At 57.7% G+C, this 13,686-nt stretch carries 16 protein-coding genes; 11 read left to right on the plus strand and 5 right to left on the minus strand.

Features of this window, described 5'->3' with window-relative positions; all coding sequences use genetic code 11:
• Nucleotides 1–12 precede the first annotated feature (12 nt).
• The gene (locus AB1A64_RS20025; RefSeq protein WP_366553557.1) at nt 13–1,119 is read left to right on the plus strand and encodes a zinc ABC transporter substrate-binding protein; all 1,107 of its coding nucleotides are present in this window, start codon (nt 13–15) and stop codon (nt 1,117–1,119) included.
• Nucleotides 1,120–1,131: 12 nt separating this feature from the next.
• On the opposite strand, the gene AB1A64_RS20030 is transcribed toward AB1A64_RS20025, so the two are convergent.
• The gene (locus AB1A64_RS20030) at nt 1,132–1,473 is read right to left on the minus strand and encodes a metalloregulator ArsR/SmtB family transcription factor (RefSeq protein ID WP_170362562.1); all 342 of its coding nucleotides are present in this window, start codon (nt 1,471–1,473) and stop codon (nt 1,132–1,134) included.
• 308 nt (nt 1,474–1,781) lie between these two features.
• Here AB1A64_RS20030 and AB1A64_RS20035 point away from each other — a divergent pair, with 308 nt between their 5' ends.
• The 6 genes from AB1A64_RS20035 to AB1A64_RS20060 all read left to right on the plus strand — a co-directional run bounded on the left by AB1A64_RS20035 (nt 1,782) and on the right by AB1A64_RS20060 (nt 5,532).
• Complete coding sequence (locus AB1A64_RS20035; RefSeq protein WP_058282412.1) at nt 1,782–2,414, plus strand: ATP-dependent Clp protease proteolytic subunit; 633 nt, start codon at nt 1,782–1,784, stop codon at nt 2,412–2,414.
• A gap of 134 nt (nt 2,415–2,548) precedes the next feature.
• On the plus strand, nt 2,549–3,814 hold the full coding sequence (gene clpX, locus AB1A64_RS20040) for an ATP-dependent Clp protease ATP-binding subunit ClpX (RefSeq protein ID WP_170332602.1): 1,266 nt from the start codon (nt 2,549–2,551) through the stop codon (nt 3,812–3,814).
• A 62-nt stretch (nt 3,815–3,876) separates the two neighbouring features.
• Entirely contained in the window at nt 3,877–4,239 is a 363-nt protein-coding gene (locus AB1A64_RS20045; RefSeq protein ID WP_366553560.1) for a RidA family protein, read from the plus strand.
• A 79-nt stretch (nt 4,240–4,318) separates the two neighbouring features.
• A complete protein-coding gene (locus tag AB1A64_RS20050) occupies nt 4,319–4,702 on the plus strand; it encodes an NADH:ubiquinone oxidoreductase subunit NDUFA12 (protein WP_366553561.1) in 384 nt (127 codons plus the stop codon).
• A 12-nt stretch (nt 4,703–4,714) separates the two neighbouring features.
• Nucleotides 4,715–5,167 (plus strand): outer membrane lipid asymmetry maintenance protein MlaD, encoded by a 453-nt coding sequence (gene mlaD, locus AB1A64_RS20055; RefSeq protein ID WP_366553563.1) that lies wholly within the window; start codon nt 4,715–4,717, stop codon nt 5,165–5,167.
• Nucleotides 5,164–5,532, plus strand: a complete 369-nt coding sequence (locus AB1A64_RS20060) for a DUF2155 domain-containing protein (RefSeq protein WP_366553565.1) — start codon at nt 5,164–5,166, stop codon at nt 5,530–5,532. The genes mlaD and AB1A64_RS20060 overlap by 4 nt, the downstream gene beginning before the upstream one ends.
• Here AB1A64_RS20060 and aat read toward each other — a convergent pair.
• The 4 genes from aat to AB1A64_RS20080 all read right to left on the minus strand — a co-directional run bounded on the left by aat (nt 5,487) and on the right by AB1A64_RS20080 (nt 8,718).
• Nucleotides 5,487–6,119 (minus strand): leucyl/phenylalanyl-tRNA--protein transferase, encoded by a 633-nt coding sequence (gene aat / locus AB1A64_RS20065; RefSeq protein ID WP_366553567.1) that lies wholly within the window; start codon nt 6,117–6,119, stop codon nt 5,487–5,489. The two genes, AB1A64_RS20060 and aat, sit on opposite strands and share 46 nt — an antisense overlap.
• 48 nt (nt 6,120–6,167) lie before the next feature.
• Complete coding sequence (accC, locus tag AB1A64_RS20070) at nt 6,168–7,517, minus strand: acetyl-CoA carboxylase biotin carboxylase subunit (protein WP_366553569.1); 1,350 nt, start codon at nt 7,515–7,517, stop codon at nt 6,168–6,170.
• Nucleotides 7,518–7,526: 9 nt separating this feature from the next.
• Nucleotides 7,527–8,030 (minus strand): acetyl-CoA carboxylase biotin carboxyl carrier protein, encoded by a 504-nt coding sequence (gene accB / locus AB1A64_RS20075; RefSeq protein WP_366553571.1) that lies wholly within the window; start codon nt 8,028–8,030, stop codon nt 7,527–7,529.
• A 151-nt stretch (nt 8,031–8,181) separates the two neighbouring features.
• Nucleotides 8,182–8,718: a helix-turn-helix transcriptional regulator gene (locus AB1A64_RS20080; RefSeq protein ID WP_170351335.1), complete on the minus strand. Its 537-nt coding sequence runs from the start codon at nt 8,716–8,718 to the stop codon at nt 8,182–8,184.
• Nucleotides 8,719–8,924: 206 nt separating this feature from the next.
• Between AB1A64_RS20080 and AB1A64_RS20085 the strand changes: the two genes are divergently transcribed.
• The 4 genes from AB1A64_RS20085 (at nt 8,925) to AB1A64_RS20100 (ending at nt 13,653) form a co-directional block, all read left to right on the plus strand.
• On the plus strand, nt 8,925–10,220 hold the full coding sequence (locus AB1A64_RS20085; protein WP_366553573.1) for a short-chain fatty acyl-CoA regulator family protein: 1,296 nt from the start codon (nt 8,925–8,927) through the stop codon (nt 10,218–10,220).
• Between the two features lie 75 nt (nt 10,221–10,295).
• A complete protein-coding gene (locus AB1A64_RS20090; RefSeq protein WP_170379195.1) occupies nt 10,296–10,676 on the plus strand; it encodes a response regulator in 381 nt (126 codons plus the stop codon).
• Nucleotides 10,673–10,975 carry a hypothetical protein gene (locus tag AB1A64_RS20095; RefSeq protein WP_366553576.1) on the plus strand — a complete coding sequence of 101 codons (303 nt, stop codon included), beginning with the start codon at nt 10,673–10,675 and terminating at the stop codon, nt 10,973–10,975. The genes AB1A64_RS20090 and AB1A64_RS20095 overlap by 4 nt, the downstream gene beginning before the upstream one ends.
• Nucleotides 10,975–13,653 carry a sensor histidine kinase gene (locus AB1A64_RS20100; protein ID WP_366553578.1) on the plus strand — a complete coding sequence of 893 codons (2,679 nt, stop codon included), beginning with the start codon at nt 10,975–10,977 and terminating at the stop codon, nt 13,651–13,653. The genes AB1A64_RS20095 and AB1A64_RS20100 overlap by 1 nt, the downstream gene beginning before the upstream one ends.
• Nucleotides 13,654–13,686 lie beyond the last annotated feature (33 nt).

Below are 13,686 nucleotides of genomic sequence, written 5' to 3' on the forward strand. Positions count from 1 at the left end.
CTTGGAGTGCGTATGATCCGTTTTTCCCTCTGTGTAATTGGTGCCGGTTTGGCAGGTCAAGCTGCAGCCGAAGCCCCAAAGGTCGCCACTGACATTGCTCCGATTCATTCCTTGGTGGCACGCGTCATGGATGGGGTAGGATCGCCGGATCTGATCATCCCGCCGGGTGCTTCGCCGCACAGTAACGCGATGCGGCCTTCGCAGGCGCGTGCATTGCAATCGGCGGATGTGGTGTTCTGGGTCGGTGAAGAACTGACCCCCTGGATGGCCAAGCCGCTGAGTGCATTGTCCGAGGATGCGCAGCTTGTGACCTTGCTGGATACAGATGGAACAGTTCTTTACGATTTTCGCGATGTTACCGAAGAGGGTCATGAAGAGGATCATCATGATGATCACGATGATCATGCCAAGCATGACGACCATTCCGATCATGACGACCACGAGGATTACGCCAAGCATGACGACCACGCTGATCATGACGGCCACGCTGATCACGACGATCATGAAGGTCATGACGATCATGCCGAAGACAAACATGAAGGCCACGACGACCACGAAGAAGGGCACGCAAGCCACGATGATCACGGTCATGACCATGACGGAATAGATCCGCATGCCTGGTTGGACCCCGAAAATGCGCGGGTTTGGGTTCAGGTGATCGCGGAAACTCTGGCGACCGCTGATCCGGAAAACGCGCAACAGTATCGAGACAATGCACAGGCCGCCGATGTCGAACTGGCTGACTTGCAGGATGAAATAGCTGCTGACTTAAGCGGCATGCAGGCACGCAGCTTCATCACATTCCATGATGCCTATCAGTATTTCGAAAAGCGCTTTGGCTTGGAAACTTCTGGGTCCGTCAGCTTGGGCGATGCCTCGGCGCCGGGACCCGCGCGTCTGGCCGCCCTGCAGGAAAAAGTCGCCGAAGATCAGATCGTCTGCGCCTTTGCGGAACCGCAATACGACACTCGTTTGGTGAAAACTGCGATCGAGGGAACGGGCGCCGCAATCTATCAACTGGACCCGATCGGCGTGGCCATCAACCCCGGCGCAGGTCAATACACGGACTTGTTGCGCGCATTGGTCGACGGTTATCAGGCCTGTGCCAACGGATCGTAAAAGGCTGACGGTTCAGCCTTTTTCCTCGCCGCAGAACATGTCGTAGACAAGTTCCAGCATGCGGCGCGGACGGTCATCCGCCAGACGGTAATAGATCGCCTTGCCCTCGCGGCGGGGCGTCACCAGCCCCTCAAGGCGTAGGCGCGACAATTGCTGGGACACGGCAGCCTGACGCGCCGACAACAATTCTTCCAATTCGGTCACGGATTTCTCGCCAGACACCAGGTGGCACAGGATCATCAAGCGCCCCTCATGGCTGATGGCTTTCAGGAAATTCGACGCGCGCGTCGCGTTGGCAACCATCTTGTCGAACGACTCGGGGGGCATATTTTGCGAAAGCTGGGGAAGGGCCATCGTTTGTTTCCTTTTTTCCGTAAGCGGGGTGAGTGCTGTTCTGAATGGATCCGCTACGCGATATGTTTGGTTACATATTTTGATCATGTATTTCCATATGCACGGATCAAAATGATGTGATGTGATAGCGATGAAATTTGATGGACATCACCGCGATAACTTTGGCGACAGCGGGATTGGGCCTTAAAGCACGGCGATAGGGGGTGAAGTATCCGGTCCCCCTTGCAGCCCCCCGATGGCGACACTAAGACTCAGGTAACGTTTCTTCGGGTAATGTCCCGATCCATAGCAAAGCAGGCAGGTTCAGAATGTTCGATCCAGTTGATACCTATATGAATACGCTCGTCCCAATGGTGGTCGAACAGACCAGCCGGGGCGAACGGGCCTACGATATTTTCTCGCGCCTTTTGAAAGAGCGGATCATCTTCATCAACGGCCCGATCCATGACGGGATGAGCCATCTTGTCGTGGCACAGCTGCTGCATCTTGAGGCGGAAAACCCCAGCAAAGAGATCTCGATCTACATCAACTCGCCAGGTGGAGTGGTGACCTCGGGTTTGTCGATTTACGACACAATGCAGTATATCAAGCCGAAATGTTCGACATTGGTAATCGGTCAGGCGGCCTCGATGGGGTCGGTTTTGTTGGCTGGTGGCGAAAAAGGCATGCGTTTCTCGCTGCCCAACAGCCGCATCATGGTCCACCAGCCCAGCGGCGGGTATCAGGGTCAGGCCAGCGACATCATGATTCACGCAGCCGAGACACAGAAACTGAAGGATCGCCTTTATGACATATACGTGCGTCATACGGGCCAGACCAAAAAGGCAGTTGAAAAAGCACTTGATCGTGACAATTTCATGAGCCCGGAAGAGGCGAAAGATTGGGGTCACATCGACGAAATCGTTGAAAACCGCGCCAAAATGGACGGCGACGAGGCCTGAGTTTAAGCCCCCGGACCGGTGGTGCGGGGGCGCATTTTGAGATTGTAGCCGTCTCGGTGCTGGCCTAAGCTGCACCAACAGGTGGCAAGCGCGGTTCAGGATGGGCCGCATGGACGAAGCCCGAAAGGTAGAACATGGCGACGAATTCAGGCGGTGACGGCAAGAACACGCTCTACTGTAGCTTCTGCGGCAAGAGCCAGCATGAGGTGCGCAAGCTGATTGCCGGACCGACCGTGTTTATCTGCGATGAATGCGTCGAACTGTGCATGGACATCATCCGCGAGGAAACCAAGGCCAGCGGGCTGAAATCCTCGGACGGGGTGCCGACCCCGAAAGATATCTGCGAGGTTCTGGACGACTATGTGATCGGTCAAGCAACGGCCAAAAGGGTTCTGTCGGTTGCGGTTCACAACCACTACAAGCGTCTGAATCACGCCCAAAAGGCGGGCAGTGATATTGAGTTGGCGAAATCCAACATCCTTCTGATCGGCCCGACGGGTTGCGGTAAGACCTTGCTGGCGCAGACATTGGCTCGGATTCTGGACGTGCCGTTCACCATGGCAGATGCCACCACGCTGACCGAAGCCGGTTACGTGGGCGAGGATGTCGAAAATATCATTCTCAAACTGCTGCAAGCCAGCGAATACAATGTCGAACGCGCGCAGCGCGGCATCGTTTATATCGACGAAGTCGACAAGATCACACGCAAGTCCGAAAACCCCTCGATCACGCGCGACGTGTCGGGCGAGGGTGTGCAGCAGGCGCTGCTGAAGCTGATGGAAGGCACCGTGGCCAGTGTTCCGCCGCAAGGTGGTCGTAAGCATCCGCAGCAGGAATTCCTGCAGGTGGACACCACAAACATCCTGTTCATCTGCGGTGGTGCGTTTGCGGGTCTGGACAAGATCATCGCACAGCGTGGCAAGGGTTCAGCCATGGGCTTTGGTGCCGATGTGCGGGACAATGATGAACGCGGTGTGGGTGAGATTTTTAAGGATCTGGAGCCCGAAGACTTGCTAAAATTCGGTCTGATCCCGGAATTTGTCGGTCGTCTGCCGGTTCTGGCGACGCTGGAAGATCTGGATGAGGATGCGCTGGTCACCATCCTGACCAAGCCCAAGAACGCTCTGGTCAAGCAATACCAGCGCCTGTTCGAACTGGAAGATGCCGAGTTGGCCTTCACCGACGATGCGCTGAAGGCGATTGCCAAGAAGGCTATTGAGCGTAAGACCGGTGCGCGCGGGTTGCGCTCGATCCTCGAAGACATCCTGCTGGATACGATGTTCGAACTGCCCGGCATGAAAAACGTGACCGAGGTTGTGGTCAACGAAGAGGCTGTGTCGTCCGACAAGCAACCGTTGATTATCTACGCGGATGCGGCGGAATCGGCTTCGGCTGGTTAAGTTCAAAACGAATTAGCATTCACGGCGCGGCATGGACCGCGCCGTTTTCTTTTGGAGGGATCATGACGATTAAACGTATCTCCTCGGGCGGAGAATTTGAGGCCAAGATAGGCTACTGTCGTGCGGTGGTAGCCGGTGGCTGGGTTCATGTGGCTGGAACGGTTGGGCAGGGCGATGATGTGACCCAGCAATGTCGCGCAGCTCTGGTGATAATCGAAAAAGCCCTGAGCGAGGCTGGGGCCAGCTTTGCTGATGTTGTTCGCGTAACATACATGCTGCCGGACCGCGCCGAATTCGAACCCTGCTGGCCAATATTGCGAGAGTATTTCGGAGAAAACCCTCCGGCCACATCCATGATCGAATGCGGGTTGATTGACCCAAAATATCGCATCGAAATCGAAGTAACGGCTTATTTGCCGGAATAGTGAGTGCGGCCCTTGTGACACTGGACCTTGGCGTGCCTTTGGTCCATATCTGCGGGGACAAAAATGCCGGAGGCAGCTGATGGGAATCCTGAACACGCTATTGCGGGCCGTAACCTGGTGGAACGGGGCCACTCTGAACACGCAGATCTATACCGCGCGCAAGGGTGTTAAGGTCGGCGAGGATAACGAAGGCAACGTGTTCTACAAGAACGCCGATGACAGCAAACGCTGGGTGATTTTCAACGGCGAGGCCGAGGCCAGCCGGATCGACCCCGATTGGCACGGCTGGCTGCACCGCACCTGGGATGAGCCGCCAACCGACAAGCCATTACAGCACAAATCCTGGGAAAAACCCCATCAAGAGAACCTGACGGGCACCGCGCTGGCATATACGCCTGCGGGATCTCTGCGTCGGCAAGACCCGATCGAGCGCAAAGACTATGAGGCCTGGAGCCCGGAATAAACGAGGCGAGCAATGTCTACTTATAACGTGACCGAAGTTTTTGTCGGTGGGGCCGTATTGGCCTGTGCCGTCGCCTTTGGCGTCTATGCAAGCCAGTCCACCGGTCTGTCGCAAGGCGGTGAGGGGTATCAACTGGGGGCCTCGTTCCGGTCGCTGGAAGGTGTCGGTGTCGGCACGGATGTACGTCTGGCGGGGGTCAAGATCGGCACGGTAACCGGTGTTACCCTAAACGCAGACACCTATCGTGCGGACACGACATTTACGATCCGGGACGGCATTCTTGTACCTGATGACAGCGCCATCGTGATCTCTTCCGAAGGGCTGCTGGGCGGCAATTTCGTTGAGGTGATGCCCGGTGGCTCGCCTTTCTATTTCGAACCGGGCGATCAGGTCGAAGATACCCAAGGCGCGGTCAGCCTGATCTCATTGCTGGTCAAATTCGTGGCCGGGGATAGCGGCGAATGAGGCGTTTTGCCCTGATCGCTGCGCTGCTGGCCGCCTCTGGTGCATCAGCGCAGGAAAAGGTTCAATCCGGTCCCGGCGCGATCTTACGAGGGCTGGATAAAGTCAGCGGCCAAACCGTCGATGTCGAAATGCAAAACGGTCAGACCGGAGAGATATTCGGCCTGGATGTTGCGTTGGGGGATTGCCGCTATCCTGTCGATAATCCGACAGGTGACGCGTTTGCCTATCTGACGGTCTGGGAAAAAGGCAAGTCGGATGAATTGTTTGACGGTTGGATGATTGCCACGTCACCGGCGCTGAATGCACTGGATCATGCACGCTATGACGTCTGGGTGATCCGCTGTATCACGCCCTCGGGTGACTGAACTAAAGGCGCGGTAAAATCTGCGTTGGCGTTCAAGGCCTCGTCCAATTCCTGACGGTATTGCGAGCGCGGAATTTCAATTGCACCCAAGGACGCCAGATGGGTTGTCAAAAACTGCGTGTCAAACAGTTGAAACCCGGTTTGGCGCAGTCGGTCCACCAGATAAGCCAGCGCGATTTTTGACGCATCTGTTCGGCGTGAGAACATGCTTTCACCAAAGAAAGCGGCCCCCAATGTAACGCCGTAAACACCGCCAACCAATTGATCGTCTTCCCAAATTTCAAGAGAATGCGCATAGCCTGAATAATGAACTTGTATGTACAACTCGCGTAGTTCGGCATTGATCCAGGTGTCGGCGCGATCTGCGCAGCCGTCGACCACGCCGGTAAAATCCTGATCTATGGTGACAGAGAACCCGCAATTTCGGATACGGCGTGCAAGACTGCGCGAGACGTGGAATCCATCCAATGGAAAAACACCGCGAAACTTGGGATCAACCCAGAACAATTCTGGCGCATCGCGATTTTCGGCCATCGGAAAAATGCCGATGGAATAGCCGTGCAGTAAAAGTTCCGGGGAAAGGCTCATGCAGAATGCTCGAAGGGCGAAGGACAGCAGCCCTTCGCCCCCAGTGTGTTAATCAGGCATATTCTCCGCAAGCCAGCGCTCCAGCCAGTGGATGTTGTAGGTGCCGCTGTGAATATCGGGTTCCTGTAGTAGGTCGTGGAACAGCGGCACAGTCGTGTCGATGCCATCCACGATCAGCTCGCCCAATGCACGTTCCAGGCGCGCCAGCGCTTCGGCCCGGTCACGACCTTGCACGATCAGCTTGCCAATCAGCGAGTCGTAATAGGGCGGGATCGAGTAGCCATCATAGAGCGCCGAATCCATCCGCACGCCCAGACCGCCGGGTGCGTGATAGGCCGTAATCTTGCCCGGGCAGGGCGAGAAGTTGGGCAGCTTTTCAGCGTTAATCCGAACCTCGATGGCATGGCCGTTGATCTCCAGGTCGTCCTGACCGAACGACATATCCTCACCCGCAGCAACGAGGATTTGTTCGCGGACCAGATCCACGCCAAAGATACCTTCGGTCACCGGGTGTTCAACCTGAAGACGGGTGTTCATCTCGATGAAATAGAACTCTCCGTTTTCGTACAGGAATTCGATGGTACCCGCGCCGATATAGTTGATCTTGGCCACGGCGTCGGCGCAGACCTTGCCGATTTTGGCGCGTTCTTCCGGGGTGATGCAGGGGCCGGGCGCCTCTTCAAACACCTTCTGGTGACGACGTTGTAGCGAACAGTCGCGTTCACCCAGATGAACCGCCTTGCCTTTACCATCGCCAAACACCTGAATTTCGATGTGGCGCGGCGTGGTCAGATACTTCTCGATATAGACCTCGTCATTGCCAAAGGCGGCTTTGCCCTCGGCCCGCGCGGTCATGAAGGCGCTTTCCATTTCATCGGCGTTCATCGCGACTTTCATGCCGCGCCCACCGCCACCTGCGGTGGCTTTGATGATGACGGGATAGCCGAAATCCTCACCGATTTTCTTGGCGGTCGCCAGGTCAGGCACACCACCATCAGAACCGGGAACGCAGGGCACACCCAGCTGTTTCATCGTGTCCTTGGCGGTGATCTTATCGCCCATGATGCGGATATGTTCCGCGGTGGGACCAATGAAGGTGATGCCGTGATCTTCGACGATCTGCACGAACTCGGCATTCTCGGACAGGAAGCCGTAACCGGGGTGGATCGCCTGTGCGCCGGTGATTTCACAGGCCGAGATGATCGCGGGCATCGAAAGATAGCTCTGCGGGCTGGGCGGAGGGCCGATGCACACCGATTCGTCCGCCATGCGCACATGCATAGCGTCGCTGTCGGCGGTTGAATGCACGGCGACCGTTTTAATCCCCATCTCGCGCGCGGCGCGGATGACGCGCAGGGCGATCTCGCCTCGGTTGGCAATCAGGATTTTGTCGAACATGGGCCCGCCTTACTCAACGATGACCAGAGGAGTGCCGAATTCCACAGCGTCACCATCACCAACCAGAATACGCTTGATGGTGCCTGCTTTGGGCGCGTGGATATGGTTCATGGTTTTCATCGCTTCGACGATAAGCAGCGTGTCGCCTTCGGAGACCGACGCGCCGACCGAAATGAACGAAGGTGCACCCGGTTCAGCTTGCATATACACGGTGCCGACCATGGGCGAGGTTACGGCGCCGGGGTGGCTGGCCGGATCTTCCTGTGCGGCGGGGGCTTCGGCTGCTGCAGGCGCGGCGGCAGGGGTAGCAACGGGCGCGGCCGGGGCTGCGGCAGGAACGGCAACCTGAACCGGAGCAGCGGCGACTTGGTTCATGCGGCTGACGCGCACGTTCAGGCTGTCTTCCTCGCCATATTCGCGTTTGACTTGCAATTCGGTCAGATCGTTTTCGCGCAGCAATTCAGCCAGTGCCTTGATGAATGCCACATCCGCTTCGTGTTTGGTGTCTGTCATGAGTGTCCTCGACGGTTCCCCTTTGGCCCGTCTGTTCCTGCGGGCTTTGGTCTAATTACGCAGCGTTATAAGCCAAGCGCCCGGCCATGAAAAGCGCAGTCTCGGCCTGACAGATAAGGGTTTTACCCAAGTTTTCGCGGGGGGAAAGGGGCTACAGCGGCATTCCTGAAAGTTTCGCCACCAATTCGGGTAGTTTGCGTGCCCCGAATTTCTCAAGCAGGCGTGCGCGATAGGCTTCGATCGTGCGATAACTAAGACCCAATTCAACCCCGATTTCTTTTGCGGACAGGCCACGGCAAGACATGATGGCAACCTCACGCTCGCGAACAGTCAGCTCGACCAGGGGACGTTCTTCCGAGATGTCGGAAAAGCTCCAGATGCCATGTCGGAACGGGTCGTCCGGTGTTAACGAGCGCCCACGGGCACGGCACCAGAACAGGTCGCTGTTGCGCCGCCGCATGACACGTTCATCCGTGTAATACCCGGTGTCGCGCATCACCTGCAGGCTGCGTGCGCCTATGCGTTCCCAATCGGCGACCGAGGGGTACAGATGCAACAGAGGCATGTTCCGATAGTCCGCAACCTCGCCGCCAAAGGTGCGGGCGAACTGCAGGTTGCAGCGCCGGATAATCCGGTTTTCCAATTCGACTAATCCGATTGGTGCATATTCGAAGGCGGGGTCGCTCATCCAGCTATCGTGCCGGGAATTGGGTGAAATGAGAAGGGGCCGTACGCAGATTCTGATCATGGCTGGCGGACGATGCGGCGTGCAGATGTGTTAAATTTGTAAAGTGGCTGTGAAAATTTGTGCATAACTAATAGAAAAGAAAAACAAGTTTTGAAAACATCCTCAAGAAATGGCTAAATAAGTTCGTGTAAGATGGGGGTAAGGGTATGCGCGATACGCTGACAGGCAGTCGCATTCGGGAAAGGCGTCAGATCGCCGGGATGCGCCAGGCTGAGCTGGCGCGGCGGGTTGGGATATCCGCGTCTTACCTAAACCTTATCGAACACAACCGCCGCCGGATCGGTGGCAAGTTGCTGGTCGATATAGCGACGGTGCTGGCGGTGGAACCTTCGGTGCTGACACAGGGGATCGAAGCCACATTGATTGCCGCGCTACGCGAGGCGGCGGCTGATGCCGTTGGTCAACAGGCTGAACTGGACGGGTTAGAAGAATTCGCGGGCCGGTTCCCTGGATGGGCGGGTGTACTGGCCCAGATGCATCGGCGTGTGGTGTCGTTGGAGCGCACAGTCGAAACATTATCCGACAGGTTGACCCATGATCCCCATCTGGCGGCGTCCATGCACGAGGTCCTGTCGACCGCTGCTGCGATTCGTTCAACCGCGGCTATTCTGGCAGACACGCAGGAAATCGAACCCGAATGGCGGGACCGGTTCCACAGCAACCTGCATCAGGATGCGGAACGCTTGGCGGATAGCTCGAAATCGCTTGTGGCTTACCTTGATGAAAGCGATTCTGCCGGGGATCATCGGGGCGTTCCGCTGGAGGATGTCGAAGCGTTCTTTGACGCCAACGGACATCATTTCCCGCTGATCGAACAGGGCGGGCCCGGCGCTGAAATTGATCTGAGCGATCTGGATTCGGCGACAGCCAAATCCCTGACACGGGACTTTCTTGACATCTATGCTGCAGATGCCCGAGCCATGCCACTAGAGGATGTGCAAGCGGCTTTGGCAGAATCTGCGTTGAACCCGCTGCAATTGGCGTCCCGGTTTTCGGTGGATCTTGCGACGGTGCTGCGTCGGTTGGCGGCCCTGCCGGACGGGTATCTGGGCCGCCCGACGGGTCTGGTGGTGTGTGACGCATCCGGCAGCATTCTGTTCAGCAAATCCGCCCCCGGCTTTGCCATGCCGCGTTTTGGCGAAGCCTGCCCCTTGTGGCCGTTGTTTCAGGCCCTGAACAGGCCCTTGGTGCCCATTCGGCAACGCATTGTACAGCTTGGTCGAACGGCTGCTGTTTTCGACTGCTATGCCTATGCTTGGCCACAATTCGTCTCCGGATACGACGAGGGGCCAGTTTACCGCTCGGTGATGCTGGTACGCTCGGTTGAAGACGTGGCGCAGGACGAACAGGCCGTGGCCCGGGTTGGGCCCAGTTGCAGGGTCTGCCCGCACAGCGACTGCAAGTCGCGGCGCGAACCGTCCATTCTGAGCGAAGGTTTTTGACAGTTTCCTGACACTGCGCTTAAGCTGTCGGTGACGGGTCTGCCAGTTTGTAGCCCGTCACGGGGAGGACAGATAATGAGCCGTAAGGTTCTGTTAATTGAGGATGAGCCCAACATCGCCGAGGCCATTCGGTTTCTACTGACGCGTGAGGGTTGGCAGGTGGAAACCCATGCCGAAGGTGCGGATGCGTTGCAGGTCATTCAGGGGGCAAGCCCCGACCTGGTCATTCTGGACGTGATGTTGCCGGGCAAAAGCGGGATGGAGATTCTACGCGACTTGCGTGAGCTTGAGGATATGCAGGGCCTTCCGGTTCTGATGCTGACAGCCCGCGGCCAGTCCCGAGATCGTGAAATGGCCGAAAACGCCGGTGTCAGCCGCTTCATGACCAAGCCGTTTTCCAATACCGAGATGCTGACGGCAGTGCGCGACCTGCATGCGCAGGCAACACAGTCATGAGCACTGGCGAAGACCGGCCGCCCTCGGGGGTTCGGCCTTCGCTGTTTCTTGAGCGGCAGAGTTATCGCCGCCGCAGGCTGTCAGACGCCGCGCGCCTGTTGCCCTTTTTTGGGGCGGCGCTGCTAGCCATTCCGTTGCTATGGCCAGATGAGCCGGGTGCGCCGGAAGGGGTGCCTCTGTCTTCAGCGATCTTTTACATCTTTGCCTGCTGGGCAGGCCTGATTGTCGCCAGCCTGGTGTTTGGCTTTGCCGCCCGACGTATGGCCATTCCGGACGATTCCGAGCCCGAGACGGATTGATGGCCACGCTGAACGTCCTGATTCTGGTCTGCCTTGCCTATGTCGTACTGTTGTTCGGGGTCGCATTTGCCGCGGATCGGATGGCGGCGGCCGGGCGCGGGGCGTGGCTGCGGTCTCCGCTGATCTACACGCTATCGCTGTCGATCTATTGCACGGCCTGGACATTCTATGGCGCCGTGGGAAATGCCGCGCGGTCGGGGTTAGAGTTTGTGACCATTTATCTGGGGCCAACGCTGGTGATGGTCGGCTGGTGGTGGGGGCTGCGCAAACTGGTGCGGGTCGGGCGTAGCCAAAGGGTGACTTCGATCGCTGACCTGATTTCCTCACGCTATGGCAAATCCAATACGCTGGCGATCTGCGTGACCATTTTGGCCGTGTTAGGCGGAACCCCCTATATCGCGTTGCAACTGCAATCCATTACCCTGTCGTTTTCTATCTTTGCTGAGGCTGACCCCTCGGGCCTGTATCGCGAAGGCGCCAGCGTTTTCTGGGTTGCTGCGGGGTTGGCCATCTTTGCCATCCTGTTTGGTACACGAAACCTGGATGCCAATGAACGGCACCACGGGGTGGTGACGGCCATCGCATTGGAATCCGTGGTCAAGCTGTTCGCGCTTTTGGCGGTTGGTGCCTTTGTGGTCTGGGGTGTCGCGGGGGGCGTGGGGCCGATGATGGACCGGATCGACGCCTCTGAGATCGGTCAGTGGAATGTGGATGCAGGGCGCTGGACCACGTTTATTTTCCTCTCCGCCGCGGCTTTTATCTGCTTGCCGCGTATGTTTCAGGTGATGGTTGTCGAAAACGCGGATGAAGGGCACCTGAGGACCGCCGCCTGGGCCTTTCCGCTGTATCTGCTGTTAATGAGTCTTTTTGTGGTGCCGATCGCGGTGGTTGGTCTGGACCTGATGCCCGAAGGGTCAAACCCCGATTTGTTTGTCCTGACTGTACCCTTGTCTCAAGGCAATGACTGGCTGGCGATGTTGTCCTTTATCGGCGGCTTCTCTTCGGCCACATCGATGGTCATCGTTACCGCAATGGCATTGTCGACCATGGTGTCGAACCATTTGGTCATGCCAATCTGGCTGAGTACGCAGGAAGGGTCCGGCTCGGTTTCGGGGGACGTTCGGAATGTCGTACTGATGGCACGCCGGGTGTCGATTGCGGTCATCATGGCGCTGGGCTTCTTTTACTACCGCCTGTCCGGTGGCGGCGCGGCTTTGGCGTCAATCGGATTGGTGGCCTTTGCAGGGATTTCCCAGATATTGCCTGCGCTTGTTGGCGGACTGTTCTGGCGCGGTGCTACGCGGACCGGCGCGCTGGTGGGGCTGACGGTGGGTTTCCTGCTTTGGATATACACATTGCTGTTGCCGGGGGTGAGTGGGGCGCTGATACCCGAAACGGTCGTTCAAAACGGGCCCTTCGGTTGGGGCTGGCTGCGCCCGCAGGCCCTGTTCGGGATCGAAGGTTTGGACCCGATGGTACACACCGTAATGTGGTCGCTGTCCCTGAACACGGTGGCGTTCTGCGTTGCATCTTTGCTAAGCGTCCCCAGCCCGTTGGAACGCCTGCAAGGGGCGCAATTCGTCAACGTTTTTGACCATTCGGTCGCGCCGCGCGGCTGGACGGGATCGGTGGCGCAGAGCGAAGATCTGATGATTATGACCCAGCGGATATTGGGGGCGGGCCCGGCGCAAGACTTCTTTCATGCCGAGGCAGAACAGCAGGGTGGTCGTTCTAGCCTGCCGGAACCCACGCCTGCCTTCCTGGAACGTCTGGAACGGGAGCTCAGCGGCTCTGTCGGTGCGGCCACGGCGCATGCGATGATTGGCCAGATTGTCGGGGGATCATCTGTTTCGGTCGAAGACCTTTTGGCGGTTGCCGACGAATCCGCGCAGTTGCTGGAATATTCCAGCCAGCTTGAAGTTAAGTCCGCCGAGCTGTCCCGCACCGCGCGGCAATTGCGCGAGGCAAACACCAAGCTCACGCAAATCTCGGAGCAGAAGGACAGTTTCCTTAGCCAAGTAAGTCACGAGCTGCGCACCCCCATGACCTCGATCCGCGCGTTTTCCGAGATCATGCGTGATACCGACGGGCTGAGCCCCGAAGAACAGACGCGCTATGCCGCGATCATACATGACGAAGCTTTGCGTCTGACGCGATTGTTGGATGATCTTCTGGATCTGAGCGTGCTGGAAAGCGGACAGGTCAGCCTGAACGTGGGCGGGGATACGTTGCGCTCGGTTCTGGATCGGGCGGTGTCGAGTGCATTGGCCGGAACCGGGCAAACACTGACCGTCAAACGCTCGAAAGCGTCCGAGCGTATCCCGCTGCTAACCGATCTGGATCGGCTGGGGCAGGTGTTCATCAATTTGATTTCCAATGCTCAGAAATATTGCGACGCCGAAGAGCCCGAGCTGACAATCTCGGCCCATGATGTTGGCGGGCAAGTGGTGATTGATTTCGCCGACAACGGCAGTGGCATCCCTCCCGAGGCGCGCTCGATGGTGTTCGAAAAATTCGCCCGTGTTGGCGTCGACAAGGCCGGGGGGGCCGGATTGGGGTTGGCGATCTGCCGCGAGATCATGCAGCGCTTGGGCGGTGAAATTACTTATTTGCCCGGCCAAGGCGGGGCGGCCTTCCGTGTTCGATTGCCACTGGCCTATCGGCAGGCTGCGCAGTGATGTGCTTGTAAAGACATTCGTAACCAGCAGCGG

This window comes from Ruegeria sp. ANG10 (genome assembly GCF_040705255.1).
GTDB lineage: Bacteria > Pseudomonadota > Alphaproteobacteria > Rhodobacterales > Rhodobacteraceae > Ruegeria.

Bases quoted from the DNA above. Each gene is read 5' to 3' on its own strand.
- AB1A64_RS20025 (WP_366553557.1), top strand. From the start codon at position 13: ATGATCCGTTTTTCCCTCTGTGTAATTGGTGCCGGTTTGGCAGGTCAA.
- AB1A64_RS20030 (WP_170362562.1), bottom strand. From the start codon at position 1,473: ATGGCCCTTCCCCAGCTTTCGCAAAATATGCCCCCCGAGTCGTTCGAC.
- AB1A64_RS20035 (WP_058282412.1), top strand. From the start codon at position 1,782: ATGTTCGATCCAGTTGATACCTATATGAATACGCTCGTCCCAATGGTG.
- clpX (WP_170332602.1), top strand. From the start codon at position 2,549: ATGGCGACGAATTCAGGCGGTGACGGCAAGAACACGCTCTACTGTAGC.
- AB1A64_RS20045 (WP_366553560.1), top strand. From the start codon at position 3,877: ATGACGATTAAACGTATCTCCTCGGGCGGAGAATTTGAGGCCAAGATA.
- AB1A64_RS20050 (WP_366553561.1), top strand. From the start codon at position 4,319: ATGGGAATCCTGAACACGCTATTGCGGGCCGTAACCTGGTGGAACGGG.
- mlaD (WP_366553563.1), top strand. From the start codon at position 4,715: ATGTCTACTTATAACGTGACCGAAGTTTTTGTCGGTGGGGCCGTATTG.
- AB1A64_RS20060 (WP_366553565.1), top strand. From the start codon at position 5,164: ATGAGGCGTTTTGCCCTGATCGCTGCGCTGCTGGCCGCCTCTGGTGCA.
- aat (WP_366553567.1), bottom strand. From the start codon at position 6,119: ATGAGCCTTTCCCCGGAACTTTTACTGCACGGCTATTCCATCGGCATT.
- accC (WP_366553569.1), bottom strand. From the start codon at position 7,517: ATGTTCGACAAAATCCTGATTGCCAACCGAGGCGAGATCGCCCTGCGC.
- accB (WP_366553571.1), bottom strand. From the start codon at position 8,030: ATGACAGACACCAAACACGAAGCGGATGTGGCATTCATCAAGGCACTG.
- AB1A64_RS20080 (WP_170351335.1), bottom strand. From the start codon at position 8,718: ATGAGCGACCCCGCCTTCGAATATGCACCAATCGGATTAGTCGAATTG.
- AB1A64_RS20085 (WP_366553573.1), top strand. From the start codon at position 8,925: ATGCGCGATACGCTGACAGGCAGTCGCATTCGGGAAAGGCGTCAGATC.
- AB1A64_RS20090 (WP_170379195.1), top strand. From the start codon at position 10,296: ATGAGCCGTAAGGTTCTGTTAATTGAGGATGAGCCCAACATCGCCGAG.
- AB1A64_RS20095 (WP_366553576.1), top strand. From the start codon at position 10,673: ATGAGCACTGGCGAAGACCGGCCGCCCTCGGGGGTTCGGCCTTCGCTG.
- AB1A64_RS20100 (WP_366553578.1), top strand. From the start codon at position 10,975: ATGGCCACGCTGAACGTCCTGATTCTGGTCTGCCTTGCCTATGTCGTA.